The 21,385-nt window shown below is 71.5% G+C and carries 13 protein-coding genes and 1 tRNA gene; 12 read left to right on the top strand and 2 right to left on the bottom strand.

Annotated elements, in window-relative coordinates:
- The first annotated feature begins 433 nt into the window (after positions 1–433).
- From IE107_RS24150 to IE107_RS24110, 9 genes are all read left to right on the top strand, one after another.
- Positions 434–2,878, top strand: a complete 2,445-nt coding sequence (locus IE107_RS24150; RefSeq protein WP_189546199.1) for a sodium-translocating pyrophosphatase — start codon at positions 434–436, stop codon at positions 2,876–2,878.
- A 326-nt stretch (positions 2,879–3,204) separates the two neighbouring features.
- Positions 3,205–3,822 (top strand): small secreted protein, encoded by a 618-nt coding sequence (locus tag IE107_RS24145; protein ID WP_189546197.1) that lies wholly within the window; start codon positions 3,205–3,207, stop codon positions 3,820–3,822.
- A gap of 49 nt (positions 3,823–3,871) precedes the next feature.
- Positions 3,872–5,386, top strand: a complete 1,515-nt coding sequence (locus IE107_RS24140) for a DUF7059 domain-containing protein (protein ID WP_189546195.1) — start codon at positions 3,872–3,874, stop codon at positions 5,384–5,386.
- Between the two features lie 403 nt (positions 5,387–5,789).
- Complete coding sequence (locus tag IE107_RS24135; protein ID WP_189546193.1) at positions 5,790–5,987, top strand: hypothetical protein; 198 nt, start codon at positions 5,790–5,792, stop codon at positions 5,985–5,987.
- Positions 5,988–6,316: 329 nt separating this feature from the next.
- A complete protein-coding gene (topA, locus tag IE107_RS24130; RefSeq protein WP_189546191.1) occupies positions 6,317–9,172 on the top strand; it encodes a type I DNA topoisomerase in 2,856 nt (951 codons plus the stop codon).
- A gap of 128 nt (positions 9,173–9,300) precedes the next feature.
- Positions 9,301–12,456 (top strand): dTMP kinase, encoded by a 3,156-nt coding sequence (gene tmk / locus IE107_RS24125; protein WP_189546189.1) that lies wholly within the window; start codon positions 9,301–9,303, stop codon positions 12,454–12,456.
- Positions 12,457–12,669: 213 nt separating this feature from the next.
- Positions 12,670–13,875, top strand: coding sequence for a DNA polymerase III subunit delta' (locus IE107_RS24120; RefSeq protein WP_189546187.1), 1,206 nt, complete (start codon positions 12,670–12,672; stop codon positions 13,873–13,875).
- Between the two features lie 153 nt (positions 13,876–14,028).
- Positions 14,029–15,573: an alpha/beta hydrolase gene (locus IE107_RS24115; protein ID WP_189546185.1), complete on the top strand. Its 1,545-nt coding sequence runs from the start codon at positions 14,029–14,031 to the stop codon at positions 15,571–15,573.
- A gap of 118 nt (positions 15,574–15,691) precedes the next feature.
- Positions 15,692–15,765 (top strand) — tRNA-Thr (locus tag IE107_RS24110).
- Positions 15,766–16,040: 275 nt separating this feature from the next.
- On the opposite strand, the gene IE107_RS24105 is transcribed toward IE107_RS24110, so the two are convergent.
- Positions 16,041–16,721 carry a phosphotransferase gene (locus IE107_RS24105; protein ID WP_189546183.1) on the bottom strand — a complete coding sequence of 227 codons (681 nt, stop codon included), beginning with the start codon at positions 16,719–16,721 and terminating at the stop codon, positions 16,041–16,043.
- Positions 16,722–16,904: 183 nt separating this feature from the next.
- Between IE107_RS24105 and IE107_RS24100 the strand changes: the two genes are divergently transcribed.
- The 3 genes from IE107_RS24100 (at position 16,905) to IE107_RS24090 (ending at position 19,647) form a co-directional block, all read left to right on the top strand.
- The gene (locus tag IE107_RS24100; protein ID WP_189546181.1) at positions 16,905–18,266 is read left to right on the top strand and encodes a carbohydrate-binding protein; all 1,362 of its coding nucleotides are present in this window, start codon (positions 16,905–16,907) and stop codon (positions 18,264–18,266) included.
- A 153-nt stretch (positions 18,267–18,419) separates the two neighbouring features.
- On the top strand, positions 18,420–19,259 hold the full coding sequence (locus tag IE107_RS24095; protein WP_189546179.1) for a dioxygenase family protein: 840 nt from the start codon (positions 18,420–18,422) through the stop codon (positions 19,257–19,259).
- Between the two features lie 181 nt (positions 19,260–19,440).
- Complete coding sequence (locus tag IE107_RS24090) at positions 19,441–19,647, top strand: hypothetical protein (RefSeq protein WP_189546178.1); 207 nt, start codon at positions 19,441–19,443, stop codon at positions 19,645–19,647.
- Here IE107_RS24090 and IE107_RS24085 read toward each other — a convergent pair.
- On the bottom strand, positions 19,610–21,304 hold the full coding sequence (locus IE107_RS24085) for a bifunctional 3'-5' exonuclease/DNA polymerase (protein WP_189546176.1): 1,695 nt from the start codon (positions 21,302–21,304) through the stop codon (positions 19,610–19,612). The two genes, IE107_RS24090 and IE107_RS24085, sit on opposite strands and share 38 nt — an antisense overlap.
- Between the last annotated feature and the right edge of the window lie 81 nt (positions 21,305–21,385).

Below are 21,385 nucleotides of genomic sequence, written 5' to 3'. Positions count from 1 at the left end.
AGAGGTGCCAGAGGTGCCAGAGGTGCCAGAGGTGCCAGAGGTGCCAGAGGTGCCAGAGGTGCCAGAGGTGCCAGAGGGGGCCCGCCGACCGATGCGGCCCGGCCGCCCTGGCCGACCGTCCTGGGTGATCCTGATCCGACCGCCCTGGCCGACCGCCCCGTTCCGGCGGAACCCCTTCCCCGATCGATTTCTTGATCCGTCTTTTGAGGCCCTGCCGAGCAGGGCCTTTTTTATTCATGTGTGATCATTTGCGCGCGATCGCTGATCTACGGAAAATGTTTCTGCCCCATTACTGCATTCGGGTCGATCCGGCCGTTCGATCATTTGCCGATCGGCTGATGAAGGTCGATTTCATTTACCGCGCACTGTTTTGATCGGCTTCCGCTCCTTACAATCCGTCCACGTCTTGAGCGCTCAGCGTCAAGGAGGACGTATGGCGGAGTTCTTCAACACCCCACTGGCAGGACCGGCGCAAGATTCCGCATTTTCCGCATCTTCCGGCCGATCCACTTCTCTGGCGGCCGCGGTTCTCACTGATGACAATCGCGTCATCGTGATCGCCGTCGCGGTCGTCGCCGTCGCCGCCCTGGTCGTCGCCAGGCTGCTGGTGCGCCAGGTACTGGCGGCCGGCGAGGGCACCGACCGCATGAAGGAGATCGCGGCCGCCGTGCAGGAAGGCGCGAATGCCTATCTGGCCCGGCAGTTGCGTACCGTCGGCATCTTCGCCGTCGTGGTCTTCTTCCTGCTTCTGCTGCTACCGGCCGACAACTGGTCGCAGCGTGCGGGCCGTTCGTTGTTCTTCCTGGTAGGTGCGCTTTTCTCGGCGACCACCGGATACATCGGGATGCGGCTCGCGGTACGCAGTAATGTCCGTGTGGCCGCTGCCGCGCGTGAGGCCACTCCCGCAGAAGGCGAGCCGGAAAAGGATCTCACCGCCGTTTCGCACAGGGCGATGAAGATCGCTTTTCGTACCGGTGGCGTGGTCGGCATGATCACCGTGGGACTCGGCCTGCTCGGCGCGTCCTGCGTCGTGCTCGTCTATGCCGCCGACGCCCCGAAGGTGCTGGAGGGCTTCGGTCTCGGTGCCGCGCTGATCGCCATGTTCATGAGGGTCGGCGGTGGCATCTTCACCAAGGCGGCCGACGTCGGTGCGGACCTCGTGGGCAAGGTCGAGCAGGGCATTCCGGAGGATGACCCGCGCAACGCGGCCACCATCGCCGACAACGTGGGCGACAACGTCGGTGACTGCGCCGGAATGGCGGCGGACCTCTTCGAGTCGTACGCCGTGACGCTCGTCGCCGCGCTCATTCTCGGCAAGGCCGCCTTCGGCGACTCCGGGCTGGCCTTCCCGCTGATCGTCCCGGCGATCGGCGTGATCACCGCGATGATCGGGATCTTCGCGGTCGCCCCGCGGCGCTCCGACCGCAGCGGCATGACCGCCATCAACCGCGGGTTCTTCATCTCCGCGGTGATCTCGCTGGCGCTGGTGGCCGTGGGTGTCTTCCTCTATCTGCCGTCCTCGTACGCGGATCTGGCAGGGGTCGCCGACAGCGCCATCACCTCGCACGGAGGTGACCCGCGCATCTTCGCCCTGGTCGCCGTGGCCATCGGCATCGTGCTGGCCGCCCTGATCCAGCAGTTGACCGGCTACTTCACCGAGACCAGCCGACGTCCCGTCAAGGACATCGGCAAGTCCTCCCTGACCGGTCCGGCCACCGTCGTACTCGCCGGTATCTCGATCGGTCTGGAGTCCGCCGTCTACACGGCGCTGCTGATCGGCCTGGGCGTCTACGGGGCGTTCCTGCTGGGTGGTACGTCGATCACGCTGGCGCTCTTCGCGGTGGCCCTGGCGGGGACCGGGCTGCTGACCACCGTCGGTGTCATCGTCGCCATGGACACCTTCGGCCCGGTCTCGGACAACGCGCAGGGCATTGCCGAGATGTCCGGTGATGTCACGGGCGCCGGTGCGCAGGTCCTCACCGACCTGGACGCCGTCGGCAACACCACCAAGGCCATCACCAAGGGCATCGCCATCGCCACCGCCGTCCTCGCGGCGTCGGCGCTCTTCGGTTCGTACCGCGACACGATCGCCACGGCAGTGGACGAGGTGGGGGCCAGGGCCGGGCAGATGACGCTGAGCCTGGACATCTCGCAGCCCAACAACCTGGTGGGCCTGATCCTCGGTGCCGCGGTCGTCTTTCTCTTCTCCGGTCTCGCGATCAACGCGGTGTCGCGGTCGGCCGGGGCCGTGGTCTACGAGGTGCGGCGGCAGTTCCGCGAGCACCCCGGGATCATGGACCACAGAGAGAAGCCGGAGTACGGGCGTGTGGTCGACATCTGCACCAAGGACGCCCTGCGCGAGCTCGCCACGCCCGGCCTGCTGGCGGTCATGGCTCCCATCGCCGTCGGCTTCACACTCGGTGTCGGGGCGCTCGGCTCCTATCTCGCGGGCGCCATCGGGACCGGCGCCCTGATGGCGGTCTTCCTCGCCAACTCCGGTGGCGCCTGGGACAACGCCAAGAAACTCGTCGAGGACGGTCATTTCGGCGGCAAGGGCAGCGAGGCCCATGCCGCGACCGTCATCGGCGACACGGTCGGCGACCCGTTCAAGGACACCGCGGGGCCGGCGATCAACCCGCTGCTCAAGGTGATGAACCTGGTCGCCCTGCTGATCGCCCCGGCGGTGGTGCAGTTCAGCTACGGGCAGGACGCGAGCGCCGGTGTGCGCGCGGTGGTGGCGGTGCTCGCCGTCGCGGTCATCGTCGGCGCGGTCTATGTCTCCAAGCGGCGCGGGATCGCCGTGGACGACGGGGAAGTGCCCGGTGACCGGGACGGAGGCAGTCCGGCCAAGTCGTCGGGCCAAGCGGCCGTTTCGTGACATCGGGGCCGGGGCGGGTGGTCGGTGCACAGCCCGACTCGGCCCCGATGACCGGGCGGGCGGCGCATGGTGATGCTCCGTCCGCCCGGTCGCATCTCGGCCGATGCGCGGGTCTGTCGTCGGCCTGCCGCCGGTATGTACCCCGTTCGTGTGGTTGTTCGTGCGGGTGTTCCCGAGTGTCGAAGGCTGTGCGGGTGAGTTGTATCTCCCTCATTTCCCTTGGTGCAAATGGCTACAAAAGGTCACTCATCGGACACCCGGCACCCGGGCGGAGGGCGCTCGCCGTGTAAGTTCCGGGGCCGAGAGCCTCGGAAGGGACCGATCCGGTGAACAAGAAGCTTGCGGCCGCGCTGTCCGGCGGTGCGGTACTGGTACTGACGCTGTCGGGCTGCAGCAGCGACGACAACAGCGACAAGGTGAACGACTGGGCCAAGAAGGTCTGCGACCAGGTGCAGCCCCAGCTCCAGAAGATCGCGAACGCCAACGCCGCCATCCAGCAGCAGACCGCCGACAACAGCAAGCCCGCCGATGTCCAGAAGACCGACTCGGCCGCCTTCCAGCAGATCTCGCAGGCGTACAAGGCGCTGGGCGGGGCGGTCGACTCCGCGGGCCCGCCGCCGGTCGACGGCGGTGAGACCACGCACAAGAAGGCCGTGAAGGAGCTCCAGGCGTCCTCCGCGGCGTACGCGAACCTGCAGAAGAAGGTCGACGCGCTCGATACGAAGGACCAGGCGAAGTTCGCCGATGGGCTCAAGGGCATCGCGGACGAGCTGAACAAGATCAGCACCAGTGGTGACGAGGCGTTGAAGAAGCTCCAGTCCGGCGAGGTCGGCACCGCGATGGCGAAGCAGAAGGGCTGCCAGAAGCCGACGGCCTCGGTGCCGCCGAAGTCCGCCGCCTCGCCGTCCACGGAGCCTTCCGCCTCGTCCGGCAAGAAGTCGTGACCGGGCGGCGGCAGCAGCGGTTGTCAGCGGGAGCGGCCACAATGGGTGGGTGAGTACGACCAGTCTCCCCGTGCCCGGCCGTTCGCCCCGGCTCCGCGAAGCCCTGCTTGCCGCCGCCTTCACTGCCGACGGACTCCTCGACCTGCTCGGCGCGCCCGCCTACGCCGCGCTCGCCCGCAGCGAGACGGTCCCGGCGTTGCGCGCCACCCGGGGCGACTCCCCGCTCGAAACGCTGGTGCGGCTCTTCCTGCTCCAGCACCCCGTGCCGTACGGGCGGGCCCGCGCCGCGCTCCCGCTGGCCGAGTGCGTCGAGGACGGCTGGGTGACCCGAGCCGGCGACGAGGTGCGGGCGGCGGTGGACGTCCGGCCGTACAGCGGGCCCGAGGGGCAGGACTGGTACATCGTCTCCGACCTGGGCTGTGCGGTCGGTGGCGCGGGCGGCATCGGTTCGCGCGAGGAGGGTGTGGTGCTGGGGGTCGGCGGGGCGTCCACCACGCTCGCCGGGATCACCGTCCGTACGCCTGTCGCCTCCGCGCTCGACATCGGTACGGGCTCCGGCATCCAGGCGCTGCACGCCTCGCAGCACGCCACCAGGGTCACGGCCACCGACCTCAACCCGCGTGCGCTGGACTTCACCCGGCTGACGCTCGCGCTGTCCGGCGCCGCCCCGGCCGAACTGCACCAGGGCTCGCTGTACGAACCGGTCGGCGACGAGACGTACGACCTGATCGTCTCCAACCCCCCGTTCGTCATCTCGCCCGGCGCCCGCCTCACCTACCGCGACGGCGGCATGGGCGGTGACGATCTGTGCCGGACGCTGGTGCAGCAGACCGGCGACCGGCTGAACGAGGGCGGATACGCCCACTTCCTCGCCAACTGGCAGCACATCGAGGGCGAGGAGTGGCAGAACCGGCTGAGTTCCTGGGTCCCGTACGGCTGCGACGCCTGGATCGTGCAGCGCGAGGTCCAGGACGTCACGCAGTACGCCGAGCTGTGGCTGCGCGACAGCGGCGACCACCGTACGGACCCTGCCGAGTACGCCGCGCGGTACGACGCCTGGCTGGACGAGTTCGAGGCCCGCAAGACCAAGGGCGTCGGCTTCGGCTGGATCACCCTGCGCAAGTCCGCCGCGGCCGCCGCCGGTCATCCGTCCGTTGTGATCGAGGAGTGGCCGCACGCGGTGGAGCAGCCGCTCGGCCCGGCCGTCGAGGCCCACTTCGCACGCCAGGACTACCTCCGCGAGCAGGACGACGCGGCGCTCCTGGCCGGGCACTTCACCCTGGCGGCCGAGGTCGTGCAGGAGCAGGTCGGCCTGCCGGGCGCGGAGGACCCGGAGCATGTGGTGCTCCGTCAGAACCGGGGCATGCGGCGTGCGACGAAGGTCGACGCCGTCGGCGCCGGCTTCGCGGGCGTGTGCGACGGGACGCTGCCCGCGGGCCGGATTCTGGACGCGATCGCCCAGTTGATGAACGAGGACCCGGTGCTGCTGCGTGACCGGACCCCGCAGGCGATCCGGCTGCTGGTCGAGGAGGGCTTCCTGGAGCCGGTTCCTCCGGCGGGCTGATCGGCGCCGGTCCGGTCGGGCGGGGCCTGTGGTGCGCCGGCTGTGCGGCCGGTCCTCCCGGGCTCCGTTCCCTTTCGGGCGCGTGGTGCCGTACGTAAAGAAAGGGTGCTGCGATCAGCGGCTTCCGGTTCGTCGCCGTCCGGTGCGTCGCGGAGGACGCGGATTCCGGATGATGCGGGGGCGAGGGTTTTGGACGGCGCCCGGGTCGGCCCGTCGGCCGGTCCGCGCCCGGGGTGCCCACCCCGTGTCCGTCCCCGGCCCGCCCCATGGCCACGGGACCGGACGGAGCCGGGTGAATCCGGCCATTCACCCGGGGTTCGCATCGGCGACGCCCCGGGGTGGCAGCCTCCCCGGACCGGAGGGCACCCGCCCCGGCCGGGCAGGGACAGGGAGGCGCACGGGCATGGAGAGCGGACCTGCAGTCTTCGCCGGAGCGGCGTTCACGCTGTTCGGTGCCGCGCTGCTGCTGTGGACGGGGGCGCGCGTGCTGCACCGCGCGCCGGTGGCGCATGGTGTGAGCCCCGTCGCCTCCGCCGCTCTCGCCACTGTGTTCGGCGTACTCTTTCTCGTCCTCGGCGTGTGGTGCTTCACCCGTATCTGATCCACTTCCCACCGGCCCGGCCGGCGGCCCGCAGAACACGGGGGCAGTGGCGGGGAACACGCCCGGACCGTACGCGGCCCGCCGCCGGGGACCGCAGCGCCGCAACAGCACCCGGAAACCCGCAGGCAGCGACCGCGCACGCGGCGTACCGGACGGTCCGGGCGGCAGGAATGGCGGAAGTCGGGTTACCGTTCGAGTGGCCGTTGCGGGCTTTTGCCGTTTGACACGGGGGCGGGTTGTACCGTCACACTCCGCAGCGACAGCACCGTCGGCAGCGTCATCGCGCTGCCCGGATGCCCACCGAGCGTCGACCGGAGAGAAGAGCGAAGTTGTCCCCGACCAGCGAGACCGCACAGGGCGGCCGCCGACTCGTCATCGTCGAGTCGCCTGCCAAGGCGAAGACGATCAAGGGCTACCTCGGCCCCGGATACGTCGTCGAGGCGAGCGTCGGGCACATCCGCGACCTGCCGAACGGCGCCGCAGAGGTTCCGGACGAGTACACCGGCGAGGTCCGTCGGCTCGGCGTCGATGTCGAGCATGACTTCCAGCCCGTCTATGTCGTCAACGCGGACAAGAAAGCGCAGGTCAGGAAGCTCAAGCAGCTGCTGGCCGAGTCCGACGAACTCTTCCTCGCCACCGATGAGGACCGCGAGGGCGAAGCCATCGCCTGGCACCTGCAGGAAGTCCTGAAGCCCAAGGTCCCGGTGCACCGGATGGTGTTCCACGAGATCACCAAGGACGCGATCCGGGCCGCCGTCGCCAACCCGCGCGAGCTCAACCAGCGCATGGTCGACGCCCAGGAGACCCGCCGCATCCTCGACCGCCTCTACGGCTACGAGGTGTCGCCGGTCCTGTGGAAGAAGGTCATGCCGCGGCTGTCGGCCGGCCGTGTCCAGTCCGTGGCGACCCGGCTCGTCGTCGAGCGGGAGCGCGAGCGCATCGCCTTCCGCTCCGCCGAGTACTGGGATCTCACCGGCACCTTCGCCACCGGCCGCCCCGGTGACGCCTCCGACCCGTCGGCCCTCGCCGCCCGCCTGAGCACGGTCGACGGCCGCCGCATCGCCCAGGGCCGCGACTTCGGCCCGGACGGACAGCTGAAGCCCGGCTCCGGCCAGGTGCTGCACCTGGACGAGACGAACGCCCGCGCCCTGGCCGCCGCGCTCGCCGACGCCACGTTCGCCGTACGGTCCGTCGAGTCGAAGCCGTACCGCCGCTCGCCGTACGCCCCGTTCCGCACGACGACCCTCCAGCAGGAGGCGAGCCGGAAGCTGGGCTTCGGGGCCAAGGCCACCATGCAGGTCGCGCAGAAGCTGTACGAGAACGGCTTCATCACCTACATGCGTACCGACTCCACGACCCTCTCGGACACCGCGGTCGCCGCGGCCCGCGCACAGGTCACCCAGCTCTACGGCGCCGACTACCTGCCGGACAAGCCCCGCACGTACGCCGGGAAGGTCAAGAACGCGCAGGAGGCGCACGAGGCGATCCGCCCCTCCGGCGACCGCTTCCGCACCCCCGCCGAGACCGGCCTGAACGGCGACCAGTTCCGGCTGTACGAGCTGATCTGGAAGCGGACCGTCGCTTCCCAGATGAAGGACGCGGTCGGCAACTCCGTCACCGTCAAGATCGGTGGCCGGGCGAGCGACGGCCGGGACGCCGAATTCTCCGCGTCCGGCAAGACGATCACCTTCCACGGCTTCATGAAGGCGTACGTCGAGGGCGCCGACGACCCGAACGCCGAGCTCGACGACCGCGAGCGGCGACTCCCGCAGGTCGCCGAGGGCGACGCGCTGTCCGCCGAGGAGATCTCGGCCGACGGCCACGCGACCAAGCCGCCGGCCCGCTACACCGAGGCCTCGCTGGTCAAGGAGCTCGAAGAGCGCGAGATCGGCCGCCCGTCGACGTACGCGTCGATCATCGGCACGATCCTGGACCGCGGCTACGTCTTCAAGAAGGGCACGGCGCTCGTCCCGTCGTTCCTCTCCTTCGCCGTGGTCAACCTGCTGGAGAAGCACTTCGGCCGGCTCGTCGACTACGACTTCACCGCGAAGATGGAGGACGACCTCGACCGTATCGCGCGGGGCGAGGCCCAGGCCGTGCCGTGGCTGAGGCGTTTCTACTTCGGCGAGGGCGACGACGCCGTCAGTGGCGCGGCCTCCGCCGCGGGCAACGGCGACGGCGACCACCTCGGCGGTCTGAAGGATCTCGTCACCGACCTCGGCGCGATCGACGCCCGGGAGATCTCCTCCTTCCCCGTCGGCAACGAAATCAAGCTCCGCGTCGGCCGCTACGGCCCGTACATCGAGCGCGGTGAGAAGGACGCCGAGGGCCACCAGCGGGCGGACGTGCCGGAGGACCTGGCGCCCGACGAGCTGTCCGTGGAGTACGCGGAGGAGCTGCTGGCCAAGCCGAGCGGCGACTTCGAACTCGGTGCGGACCCGGTCACCGGCCACCAGATCATCGCCAAGGACGGGCGCTACGGCCCGTACGTCACCGAGGTGCTGCCCGAGGGCACCCCGAAGACCGGCAAGAACGCGGTGAAGCCGCGGACCGCCTCGCTCTTCAAGACCATGTCCCTGGACACGGTCACGCTGGCCGACGCGCTCAAGCTGATGTCGCTGCCGCGGGTCGTCGGCGAGGACGCCGAGGGTGTCGAGATCACCGCGCAGAACGGCCGCTACGGCCCGTACCTGAAGAAGGGCACGGACTCGCGCTCGCTCACCTCCGAGGACCAGCTGTTCGACATCACCCTCGAAGAGGCCCTCGCGATCTACGCCCAGCCCAAGCAGCGCGGCCGGGCCGCCGCCAAGCCGCCGCTGAAGGAACTGGGCACGGACCCGGTGAGCGGGGCTCCGGTCGTGGTCAAGGACGGCCGTTTCGGCGCGTACGTCACCGACGGCGAGACCAACGCGACGCTGCGCACCGGCGACAGCGTCGAGGACATCACGCCGGAGCGCGGCTACGAGCTGCTCGCCGAGAAGCGTGCCAAGGGGCCCGCCAAGAAGAAGACGGCGAAGAAGGCCCCGGCCAAGAAATCCGCGGCGACCGCGAAGAAGACCGCTGCCAAGAAGACCACGGCGGCGGCCAAGAAGACCGCGGCGAAGAAGACGACCGCGAAGAAGACGGCCGCCAAGAAGACGACCGCGGCGAAGAAGACGACTGCGGCCTCGTCCACGGAGGACTGAGCGGCACGGGCGAACGCCCCGGGGGCCGGATCTTCCGCCCCCCCGGGGCGTTCGCGTGCGGGTGCCCGAGCGCCCGTATGTTCGGACGGGGCCTCCGGGGACCCCGCCGCTCCGGATAGGCTGGGCGGATGACGCGAGCCGAGCAGCCAACGGTCGTGAGCCCCACCTCCGACACACTTGCCGCAGACTCACGCGAGCGCGCCGTACGAGCCCTGTTGCGTGTTCCTCCGCTGAAGCGGTTGTGGAGCGCACAGTTCGTCGGCAGTACCGGCGATGCACTCGCCCTTCTCGTGCTGGTGCTGATGTCGCTGCAAGCGGCGGTCCTGGAGGGCTCATTCGGAGCCGGGTACCGAGGTGCGGCCTTTGCCGTCGCCGCGGTGTTCGGTGCCCGGATCCTTGCCACCCTGCTCTTCGGAGCCGTACTTCTCGGGCCGCTGACGACGCTCACCGCGCCCGGAGGACCGCTGGACCGGCGGTGGCTGATGATCGGGACGGACGGTCTGCGGCTCGCCCTGCTGGTCGTCGCGCCGCTGTGGATCGACTGGATGCCCGACAAGGCACTCATGATGATCCTCATCACCGTCTTCGTCGTCGGCGCGGCCGAACGCCTGTGGACGGTCGCCAAGGACGGCGCCGCGCCCGCGCTGCTGCCCGCCCCGCCCCCCGAGGGCGCCGCGGTCCGCCCGCTGCCCGACCACCTCGACGCACTGCGCCGGCTCTCCGTCCGTACCGACTTCGCCGCGATCCCGGTCGCGGCGGCCGTCCTGCTCGTCGCCACCCTCGTCGGCAACCTGCTGGGCTCGGGCCTGGAGTGGTTCTCGCTCCACCAGGCGGCCCTCGGCTCGTACGTAGCGGCCGGGCTCTTCTCGGCGTCGGTCTCCATCCTGTACTTCCTGGAACTGCCCGGTACGCAGACCCCCCGCCCGCGCTCGCCGCTGGAGGGCCTGCGGCGGCCGTCGGCCGACAACGGACCCGACCGGGGCCGCACCGGAGCCGTCCCGCTGGTCGTCGGCGCGTCGGCCGCGGTCGCCGGGGCCATCGCCGCCGCTGCCGCGGTCTCGGCGCTGCACGCCGCCGACCTGGGCGGCGGACCCGTCACCCTCGCGCTGCTGATCCTCGCCCTGACCGGCGCCACGGGTGCCGGCATCCGGACCGCGGGCAAGGTGCTGCCCACCCTGTCGCGGCGCAGGCTCCTCGCACTGGCCACCGCCGTCACCGGTATCGCGCTGCTCGCCATGGGCCTGGTGCCGGACACGGCGACCGTGCTGATGATCGCGGTGCTCGCCGGGTACGCAGCGGGCGTCGCCGCCCATACCGGTCATGTCCTGGTCGACCAGGAGACTGAGGAGCCCCGCCGGGCCAGGACCACCGAGCACCTCCAGGCCGTCGTACGGGTCCTCATCGCGCTCGGCGCGCTCGCGGGCCCGCTGCTGGCCGCCGCGATCGGCACCCACCGGCTGGTCTCGGGCGACTTCGTCTTCGAGCACGGTGGAGCGGCCTTCGCCCTGATGCTGATCGGCGCGCTGCTGCTGCCGGTCGCCGTGATCGTCCTGGCCAAGACGGACGACCGCTCTGGAGTGCCGCTGCGGCGCGATCTGCGTGAGGCGCTGCGCGGCGGCGACCCGGCCGTCGCTCCAGCCGCGACCGGATTCTTCATCGCTCTGGAGGGCGGCGACGGCGCGGGCAAGTCCACCCAGGTCGAGGCGCTCGCCGAGTGGATCCGCGCCAAGGGCCACGAGGTCGTCGTCACCCGCGAGCCGGGCGCGACGCCGGTCGGCAAGCGGCTGCGCTCGATCCTGCTCGACGTCTCGTCGGCCGGGCTGTCCAACCGGGCCGAGGCGCTGCTGTACGCCGCCGACCGCGCCGAGCACGTCGACTCGGTCGTCCGCCCGGCGCTGGAGCGCGGTGCGATCGTCATCTCCGACCGCTACATCGACTCGTCCGTCGCCTACCAGGGCGCGGGCCGCGACCTCTCCCCGACCGAGATCGCCCGGATCTCGCGCTGGGCGACCAGCGGGCTCGTACCGCATCTGACGGTGCTGCTGGACGTCGATCCGGAGACCGCGCGGGAACGCTTCACCGAGGCGCCCGACCGGCTGGAGTCCGAGCCGCCGGAGTTCCACGCCCGGGTGCGGTCCGGCTTCCTGACCCTGGCCGCGGCCGACCCGACCCGCTACCTGGTCGTCGACGCGGGCCAGGACCCGGAGTCGATCACCACGGTCGTACGTCACCGGCTCGACCAGCTCCTTCCGCTCTCCGAGGCCGAGATCAAGGCCCAGGAGGAGGCCCGCAAGGCGGCCGAGGAGGAAGCCAGGCGCAGGGCCGAGGAAGAGGCGGCCCGCAAGGCCGAGGAGGAGCGGCTGGAGCGCGAGCGGCAGGAACAGCTCGCCAAGCTCCGTGCCGAGGAGGAGGAGCGCAAGGCCCGCGAGCTGGAGGAGGCCCGCCGGCGCGAGGCCGAACGCCAGGCGGAGGAGGCCCGGCAGCGGGCCGAGGAAGCCCGGCGGGTGGCCGAGGAGGAGCGGGTCCGGCGCGAGGCCGAGGAAGCGGCCCGCGAGGCCGAGCAGGCCAGGCTCCGCAGGCAGGCCGAGGAGGAGGCGCGGCTGCGCAAGGAGGCCGAGGCCCTGCGGCTGGAGAAGCAGCGCAAGGCCGAGGAGGCGCTGCTGCGGGCCGAGGAGGCGCGCAGGCGGGCGGAGGCCGAGGCCGCCGCAGCGGCGGAGAAGGCACGGGCGGAGGCCGCCGCAGCGGCATCCGTGCCGGAGAACGAGATCACGGTGCCGACGCCGATCGTCGACCCGAACGACGTGACGCAGCAGGTGCCCGCACCGGACAGCCCGGCCACGCCCTCCGACCAGGCCGAGACGGCAATGATCCCCAGGATCCAGGACCGCCCGGAGCGGCCCGGCGCGGCGGACGAGACGGCGGTGCTTCCTCCGGTGCGGGACGTGCGGGAGGTCAGGGACGCGGATCCGGCGGACCGGATTCCGCGGGGCATCTTCCGCGACGAGCGCCCGGCGGGCCCCGCGCCGGAGAGCGAGAACGAGCGCACCCGTGAGCTTCCGCAGATCGGCGATCCGCACGCGGGCGCCCCGCAGTCGGCCCAGGACCACTGGGAAGGCCGGGAACGCCAGGAGCGGCTCGCCCGCCGTCCTCGCCCCGACTGGGCCGAGGAGACCCCGCTGGACGATCTGCCGACGCTGGCGGACGAACTGCTGGGTGATCACCGTGACCAGCACGACGACGGGGAATCGGGTCGCTCGGGCCGGGGACGCCGCCCGCGCCGCTGATCCATGCCGGCTGCCGGAGCGGGCGGTCCCGCCCCGGCAGCCGGACCGCCTGGGTGCCGGGATTGTCAGACCCGTCCCCCACAATGGGGGTCGGATCGGGGAAGCCGGACCGACGGGCGGCGACAGCAACGCCGCAAGCAGTGACATCGGAGCTGCGCGGCTCCATCGCACGTCGGCCGCGTGGCACGCACACCACCGGAAGGGCGGTGACTCATGACCGTATGGGACGACCTGGTCGGCCAGGACCGGGTGCAGGAGCAGCTCGGCGCCGCCGCCCGGGACGCCGATGCGCTGGTCACCGCCCACTTTGCGGGGGAGCCTGTCCCGCCGGGGTCGAAGATGACCCACGCCTGGCTGTTCACGGGGCCGCCGGGCTCCGGCCGTTCCACCGCCGCGCGTGCCTTCGCCGCCGCCCTCCAGTGCACCAGCCCCGACCGTGCCCTGGGCGGAGCGCCCGGCTGCGGCTTCTGCGACGGCTGCCACACCAGCCTGATCGGCACGCACGCCGACGTCGAGGTGGTCCGGACCGACCTGCTCTCCATCGGTGTGAAGGAGACCCGCGACCTGGTCCGCCGCGCCCAGCTCTCCCCGGCCGTCGGCCGCTGGCAGGTCATCGTCCTGGAGGATGCCGACCGGCTCACCGAGGGCGCGGGGAACGTACTGCTGAAGGCGGTCGAGGAGCCCGCGCCCCGTACGGTGTGGCTGCTCTGCGCGCCTTCCCTGGAAGACGTGCTGCCCACCATCCGCTCCCGCTGCCGTCACCTCGCGCTGCTCACGCCCCCGGTCGACGCGGTCGCCGACGTCCTGATCAGGCGGGACGGCATCGATCCGGAGCGGGCCGCGTCCGCCGCCCGGGCCACTCAGGGCCACATCGGCAGGGCCCGCCGGCTCGCGACCGACGAGCGGGCCCGCTCGCGCCGCGCCGCCGTGCTCAAGCTCCCGTTGCGGGTCGAGGACATCGGGGGCTGCCTCAAGGCCGCCCAGGAGCTGATCGACACCGCCGCCGAGGACGCCAAGCAGGTCTCCGAGGAGGTCGACGCCAAGGAGACGGAGGAGATGAAGGCCGCGCTCGGCGCCGCCGCCGGGGGACGGCTGCCGCGCGGTACCGCCGGAGTGATGAAGGAGCTGGAGGACAGGCAGAAGCGCCGCAAGACGCGTACGCAGCGCGACAGCCTCGATCTCGCGCTCACCGACCTGACCGGTTTCTACCGTGACGTACTGGCCATCCAGCTCGGCTCGCGGATCGCCATTGCCAACGCGGACGCCCAGGACGCCCTCGACCGCATCGCCCGCTCCTCCACGCCCGAGCGCACCCTGCGCCGGATAGAGGCGGTGATCGCCTGCCGCCGGGCGCTGGACCGCAATGTGGCGCCGCTGCTCGCGGTGGAGGCGATGACGATGGCACTGCGCGCGGGCTGACGCGGCCCCGTTGCCCACTGCCGGGGATGCCCGGAGTCGGTCCACGACCGCCCACCCGCCCCGGCCTGCTCACTATCCCTCATTCACGATCGCTCATTCACTCGTACGAGGAGCGAATCGGGCGAACCGTCACACGGCGACTACGCTCCGGGGATGGACACCAGGCGCCCGCTCCGTATTCTCGCCACCGTGCTCGGCACTGCCGGCCTTCTCATCTCCGGCTGCTCCGGCGGCAGTTCGAAAGGCACCTCACCGTCCGAGTCGGCCACAGCACCCGCGCCGCCCGTCCCTGCGGGGCTCACGTCGTACTACGCGCAACACCTGGAGTGGCGGGACTGCGGCGTCGAGGGGTTCCAGTGCACCACGATGATCGCGCCCCTGGACTACGAGAAGCCGGGCAGCGGCGACATCGAGCTGGCCGTCTCCCGCAAGGAGGCCACCGGCCCCGGCCGACGGGTCGGCTCCCTCCTGGTGAACCCGGGCGGCCCCGGCGGCTCCGCCATCGAATACCTCCAGAGCTATGCGGCCGTCGGCTACCCGGCCCAGGTCCGGGCCCGCTACGACATGGTCGCCATCGATCCGCGCGGTGTGGCCCGCAGCGAGCCCGTCGTATGCCTCAGCGGCCCGCAGATGGACACGTACACGCAGGTCGACCAGACCCCGGACGACGCCCGTGAGGTCACCACGCTGAACAACTCGTTCAACGAGTTCGCGGACGGCTGCGAGCGGCACTCCGGCGAGATCCTGCCCCACGTCTCCACCGTCGAGACCGCCCGCGACATGGACATGCTGCGAGCCCTGCTCGGCGACGAGAAGCTGCACTATGTCGGGGCGTCGTACGGTACCTTCCTCGGTGCGACGTACGCCGGGCTCTTCCCCGGCCGGGTCGGCCGGCTGGTCCTCGACGGTGCGATGGACCCGTCGCTCGATGCCGCCCAGCTCAACCGCGAGCAGACCGCAGGCTTCGAGATCGCCTTCCAGGCCTTCGCCGCCGACTGCGTGAAGAAGAAGGACTGCCCGCTCGGCACCACGTCGACCGCCGATGCGGCCCAGCGCATGAAGCGGTTCTTCACCGACCTCGACGCCCGGCCGATCGCCACCGGCGAAGCCCGCAGGCTCACCGAATCCCTGGGCACCACGGGGGTCATCGCCGCCATGTACGACGAGTCGGCCTGGCCCCAGCTCCGCGAGGCCCTCTCCGCCGCCCAGAACGGCGACGGCTCCGGCCTCCTCTCCCTCTCGGACAGCTACTACGAGCGCCGGCCGAACGGCACCTACGCCAACCTCATGTTCGCCAACGCCGCCGTGAACTGCCTGGACCTGCCGCCCGCCTTCACCGGCCCCGAGGCCGTCATCCGGGCCGTTCCCGACTTCGAGAAGACGTCCCCGGTCTTCGGCAGGGCCTTCGCCTGGGCCGCCCTGAACTGCGCCGACTGGCCGGTCCCGCCCACGGGCGCACCCCACCGCATCGAGGCGAAGGGCGCGGCCCCGATCGTGGTGGTCGGCACGACCCGCGACCCGGCGACCCCGTACAAGTGGGCCCAGTCCCTGGCCGGACAGCTCGACTCCGGCACCCTCCTCACCTACCGGGGCGACGGTCACACGGCGTACGGCCGCGGCAGCGACTGCATCGATACGGCGATCAACACCTACCTCCTGGAAGGCACCCCGCCGACCGAGGGCAAGAAGTGCTCCTGACCACTCCGCCTCACCACTGACCTGCGAGAACCGCCCAGAACGAGGCTGGTACGGAGCACCCCCGGAAACTGTGTAGACTTGGCGACGCTGCTGATCGCACCATGGTGCGACAGGGCGTGCCGCCTTAGCTCAGTTGGCCAGAGCAACGCACTCGTAATGCGTAGGTCTCGGGTTCGAATCCCGAAGGCGGCTCCGATGAAGACCAGGTCAGACGTTGTCTGATCTGGTCTTTTTGTCGTAGGCCTGGGCCGCCGGAGGTGCGGTCTCCGGCCACCGGCATGCTGCTCAGCCCGGTCACTCAGGCCGAGTGGCTGAGGACGGAGCCCAGCGATCTGCCGGACACCGGCTACGGCCGGGGTCTTCGACGCCCATGGCCGGATCGGGCACATCGGCTCGCTGTCGGGGTACGAAGCCCTGGTCGTCCATCTGCCGGAGCCGAAGGCGACTCTGGTCGTGCCCCTCAACTCTCAGGTCGTCAATTCCACGATCAGGGATGTCGCCCGGCCGATGAGTGCCACCTCGTGCGGGCTCGTCGTCGGGTTGGCGGCGCGCTGCGAGGCGGCCTCGGCGAGGTGAGGGGCGGGGATGCCGCCGGATGCGGAGAGGTGCGGGAGCAGGGCATTCAGCAGGGCGCGGGCGCCCGCCGCCAGGGGGGAGCGGGAGTCGACCGCAACCTGGGCCAGGATCAGGGAGGACATGGCCCGGTCCGCGGCCGGAGCGCCCTCCCTGGTGTTGCCCCAGTCGATCACCACCGGGCCCCGGTCCGTCAGCATCACATTGCCCGGATGCAGGTCGAGATGGAGGATCCGGTCCTCGGGGTCCGGGGAGAGCCGGGCCGGAACGGTGTGGAGTTCGGCGAGCAGGCCGGCCAGCACGGCCGCCGCGTCGGCCGCCGACAGGTCGCCGGTCAGCACGGAGTCCAGCATCGTCGGGCCGGTCAGGCGTTGCAGCACCAGGTCGCAGGGCGGCGTCTTCGCGTCCCGGGGGCCCAGGCGGGGGAGCGGGTAGCCGTGTGCGCCGAGGTAGGACATGACCATCCATTCGGGAGTGGCGTCCATGCCGTCGCGGTAACGGCGCAGGACCCACTTCTCGTCCAGTGCGTACACATCGGCGGACCGTCCCGCACCCAGTAGCTCACCCATTCGCATGGAGCGAACCTACGGGGCGGACGCCGGGTGCGGGGGCGTGGTGCCGATACAGGGCCGAAGTCGCTGGTCAGGGGCGCCATAACGTGAAGTGAGGGGGCGGACGGGATCTCCTGGGGATGACGTGTACGCGGCTACCTTGGCGGCAATTCCCCCGAAGTCAAGGAGAGTTCCGTGGAGAGATCCATGCTCCGCAGACGTGCCCTGGCCGCGTGTACCGCCACCGTGGCCGTCGGTGTGCTCGCGCTGGCAGGTCTGACCGACAGCGCGTCCGCCGATCCGGCCCCCGACCTCCGTACCCCCACCGCCACCGGGGCCGAACAGCTCTCCCCCGGTCTGCTGAAGGCCATGCGACGCGATCTCGGGCTGAATGCCGACGAGGCGCGCAGCCGGATCGGCCACGAGACCCGGGCGGCGGCCGTCGCCGCCGGGCTGGAGCGCTCCCTCGGCGCGGACTTCGCCGGTGCCCGGGTGAGCGGTGACGACGCGGCCCTGACCGTGGCCACCACCGACGCCTCGGACGCCGCCCGGATCCGGGCGGCCGGCGCCAGGCCCGTCGTCGTCGAGCACAGCCGGGCCGAACTCGACACGGCCAAGGCCGCGTTGGACCGGTTTGCGCTGCGCAGAGCCCCCGCGGGCGTGCCCGTCCGGTACGTCGACATGGCCACCAACCGGGTCGTCCTGGAGGCCGTCCGCACCTCTGCCGCCGACCGGCTCCTCGCCGATGCGGGTGTGTCGCGCGACGTGGTGACGGTACGTCAGTCAGTGGGGCAGCCGCGTACGTTCGCCGATCTGCGCGGCGGTGACGCGTACTACATGAACGGCTCGGGGCGCTGCTCCATAGGCTTCCCGGTCAAGCGCGGCAGCGGCCAGTCCGGCTTCGTCAGCGCCGGGCACTGCGGAACACCCGGGGTCGGCACCAGCGGCTACAACCAGCAGGCGCAGGGGTCCTTCCAGGGGTCCACCTTCCCCGGCCGCGACTACTCCTGGGTCGCCACCAACACCAGCTGGACGCCGCGCGCCCTGGTGAACGGTTACGGAAACGGCGATGTGACGGTCACCGGGTCCACCGAGGCGCTGGAGGGTGCGGCGGTCTGCCGCTCCGGATCGACGACCGGCTGGCACTGCGGGACGGTTCAGCAGCGCAACACCAGCGTCACCTACCAGGAGGGCACTGTCTCCGGGGTCACCCGCACCAATGTGTGTGCCGAACCCGGTGACTCCGGCGGCTCGTTCATCTCCGGCAGCCAGGCGCAGGGCGTCACCTCCGGTGGCTCCGGCAACTGCTCCCAGGGTGGTACGACGTACTTCCAGCCGGTGAACCCGGCGCTCCAGGCGTACGGGCTCACCCTGGTCACCAACGGCACCCCGACGGACCCGCCCACCGACCCGCCCACCGAGCCGGGCGGCACCTGGGCGGCCGGCACGACGTACGCGGCGGGCGATGTCGTGACGTACGGCTCCGACAGCTACCGCTGCCTCCAGCCGCACGTGGCGCAGCCCGGCTGGACGCCGCCGAACGTGCCCGCCCTCTGGCAGCACGTCTGAGGGCCGCCCTTCGACGGCTCCGGCGGCTCCGGCGGGGCCGCCACCGGAAACCGCGCCCGCCCGGCTTCCGCTCCGGCCTCCCGGCCGGGCGGCGCGCCTCCCGCCCCGCTCTGTGTCATGCACGTGCCCTTCCCCCACCCTGAGGAATCAGCCATGACCCCGGAAACGACCGAAGATACCGGCGGCGAAGACTGCCGGATCAGCCGCAAGACACTGCTCAAGGCCGCTCTCATGGCCGGTACCGTCCCGCTGCTGGCGGGCGGAGGCGTCGCGCTGGCCCGTGACGCCGGGGCCACCGGCCGGCCGCCGGCCCCCACGCCGAACTGCGACGACGGTGACGGTCCGACCCACGACCAGATGGAGGGGCCCTACTTCAAGCCCAACTCCCCGCTCCGCACGAGCCTGGTGACGGACAGCACGCCCGGCGTCCGGCTGACCGTGAGCGGCTATGTCTTCGGGCGGGCCTGCAAGCCCATCCCCGGAGTGCTCCTGGACTTCTGGCAGGCCGACACCAACGGCGCGTACGACATGAGCGGATTCGCCTTCCGCGGGCACCAGTTCACCGACCGGTCGGGGGCCTTCGGCCTGACCACGATCGTGCCGGGGCTGTACCCGGGGCGTACGCGCCACATCCACGTCAAGGTCCAGGCACCCGGCTCGTCCGTCCTCACCACCCAGCTGTACTTCCCCGACGAGCCGCGCAACAACACCGACACACTCTTCGATCCGGCGCTCCTGATGAACGTACGGGACGCCGGATCGGCGAAGCAGGGGACGTTCGACTTCGTCCTCGACATCGCGCAGACCCCGACGGACCCGCCCACCGATCCGCCGACCGACCCGCCCGGCTCCACCACCTGGGCGGCCGGGACGCTCTACAGCGCGGGAGACCGCGTCACGTACGGCGGCGTCGCCTACCGCTGTCTGCAGGCGCACTCGGCCATGGCCGGCTGGGAACCGCCGAATGTCCCCGCGTTGTGGGAACGCGGTTAGACAGGCAGGCCGGCGGGGCGCAGGCCGCGCCGGGGCCGGGCCGGAAGCACCTCCGGCCCGGCCCCCTTCTCACCCCCGGTGCCTGTCCGGGCGGGGAGCCGGGCGGCGGAGTAGCCTGGATGCGTACGGCTCCCGGTGAGCCGCTCCGGTCGGCCTGCGTATCGAAGGGGGCCGGTATCGCATGGACACCCTGATCATGGTCGTGGTCGTCCTCGCGATGATCGCGGTCGCGGCGTTCATCATCCATCTGCTCAATGCCCGCCACCGGCATCAGCATCTGCGTCCGGCGCACTACGACCACGGGCTGGCCGGGTTCGACGAGGGGCCGGGCAAGGGGCAGGGCAAGGGGCCTACTTCGCGTCCGAATAACGCTCCACCACCGCCGTAGTGAACGGGAAGCGCACCGGAGTCGTGCCGAAGGCGGTCCGCCCGGCCAGCTCACCGGCCGCCCGGATCGCCGCCACCACCGCCTGGGCCTCCTCCCGCGGGCAGTGCACGATCACCTCGTCGTGCTGGAAGAAGACCAGCTCGGCGCGGAGGCCGGCGGAGCGGAGCGAGCTGCGCAGGGCGGCCAGGAGCAGCAGCGCCCAGTCGGCCGCGCTGCCCTGCACCACGAAGTTGCGGGTGAAGCGGCCCCGCGCGCGGGCGTTCGTCGATGCGTAACCAGGGGTGAACCCCTCGTCGCCGAAGGACGGTTCGGTGCTCTCCTGCGGGATGCCGGCCTCCTCGTCCGCCCCGTTGCCGGCCGCCGGGGGGCTGGTCCGGCCCAGCCACGTCCGTACCAGGCGTCCCTCCTCGCCCGCCTTCGCGGCATCGTCGACATAGGCCACGGCCAGCGGGAATCTCCGGCGCAGGGCGGCCAGGTTCTTCAGGCCGTCGCCCGAGGTCTGGCCGTAGACCGCGCCCAGCAGCGCGAGCTTGGCGTGGTCCCGGTCGCCGTGGAACGCCCGGTCCGACAGGGCCGTGTACAGATCGCCGTCATGGCCCGCCACCTCCATCAGGCCGGGGTCCCGGGAGATCGCGGCGAGGACCCGGGGTTCCATCTGGTCGGCGTCCGCGACGACCAGGCGCCAGCCCTCGTCGGCGACGACCGCCTGCCGTATCACCTTGGGGATCTGGAGCGCCCCTCCGCCGTTGGTCGTCCAGCGGCCGCTGACCGTGCCGCCCGGCAGGTACTCGGGGCGGAAGCGGCCGTCGCGCACCCAGTCCTGGAGCCAGCTCCAGCCGTGAGCCGTCCAGATCCGGTACAGCTTCTTGTACTCGATGAGGGGCTCCACCGCGGGGTGGTCCAGCTCCGCCAGCTCCCAGCGGCGGGTGGACTTCACTTTGATGCCGGCCTGCGCGAAGGCCTTCACCACGTCGGCGGGGAGGTCGGGGCGGACCCGCCGACCGAAGGCGGCCGACACCTCGTCGGCCAGTTCGGCCAGTCTGCGGGGCTCGCCGCCGCCCGCGTAGCGCTCGCCGAGCAGGTCGTGGAGGACGGCCCGGTGGACATCGGCGCGCCAGGGCAGACCGGACCGGTTCATCTCGGCGGCGACCAGCATGCCGGCCGACTCGGCGGCCGTGAGCAGGCGCATTCTGCCGGGGTGCTCGGTGGTGCCGTGCCGGCGGAGCTGGTCGGCGTAGACCTGGAGCAGGCCGTCGAAGGACAGCTGCGCGCCGGACCGGGGCTCGAAGAGCGAGGACTGCGAGCCGGGCTCCGCGGCGCGGGGCGGAGGATCGGGCGGTACGGGGGCGTTGTGCAGGCGGGCGTGGGCGGCGGCCGCGGAGCGGGGCTCGCCGAGGCGGCCCTCATGGGCGAGCAGGAGGGATTCGGCGACCTCGATGTCGTAGCACCGGCTCACGGGGACGCCGGCCGCCAGCAGCCGCGGGTAGACCTCGGCGGTGGAGCGCCATACCCAGCGGGTGACGTCCGGCCGGGAGCGGACCGCCGCCACGAGGTCGGGCTCGGTGACGACCGGGGCGGCGGGCAGGCCGGAGGGGGTCAGCGGGGCCAGGAGGGCGCCGCCGGTCTCCGTCATGGCCAGAGCCCAGCGTTCGGTCATGTCTTCGAGTCTGGCATCCGGCACTGACAGCGCCCGGTGGGCGGGCGGTGCGTGTCCCCCGGTCCGCAGGTGCCGGGAGGC

The organism is Streptomyces gelaticus, assembly GCF_014649535.1.
Taxonomy (GTDB): domain Bacteria; phylum Actinomycetota; class Actinomycetes; order Streptomycetales; family Streptomycetaceae; genus Streptomyces; species Streptomyces gelaticus.
The sequence above is the reverse complement of the archived record's forward strand: the minus strand, read 5'-3'. Positions and strand labels throughout refer to the sequence as shown.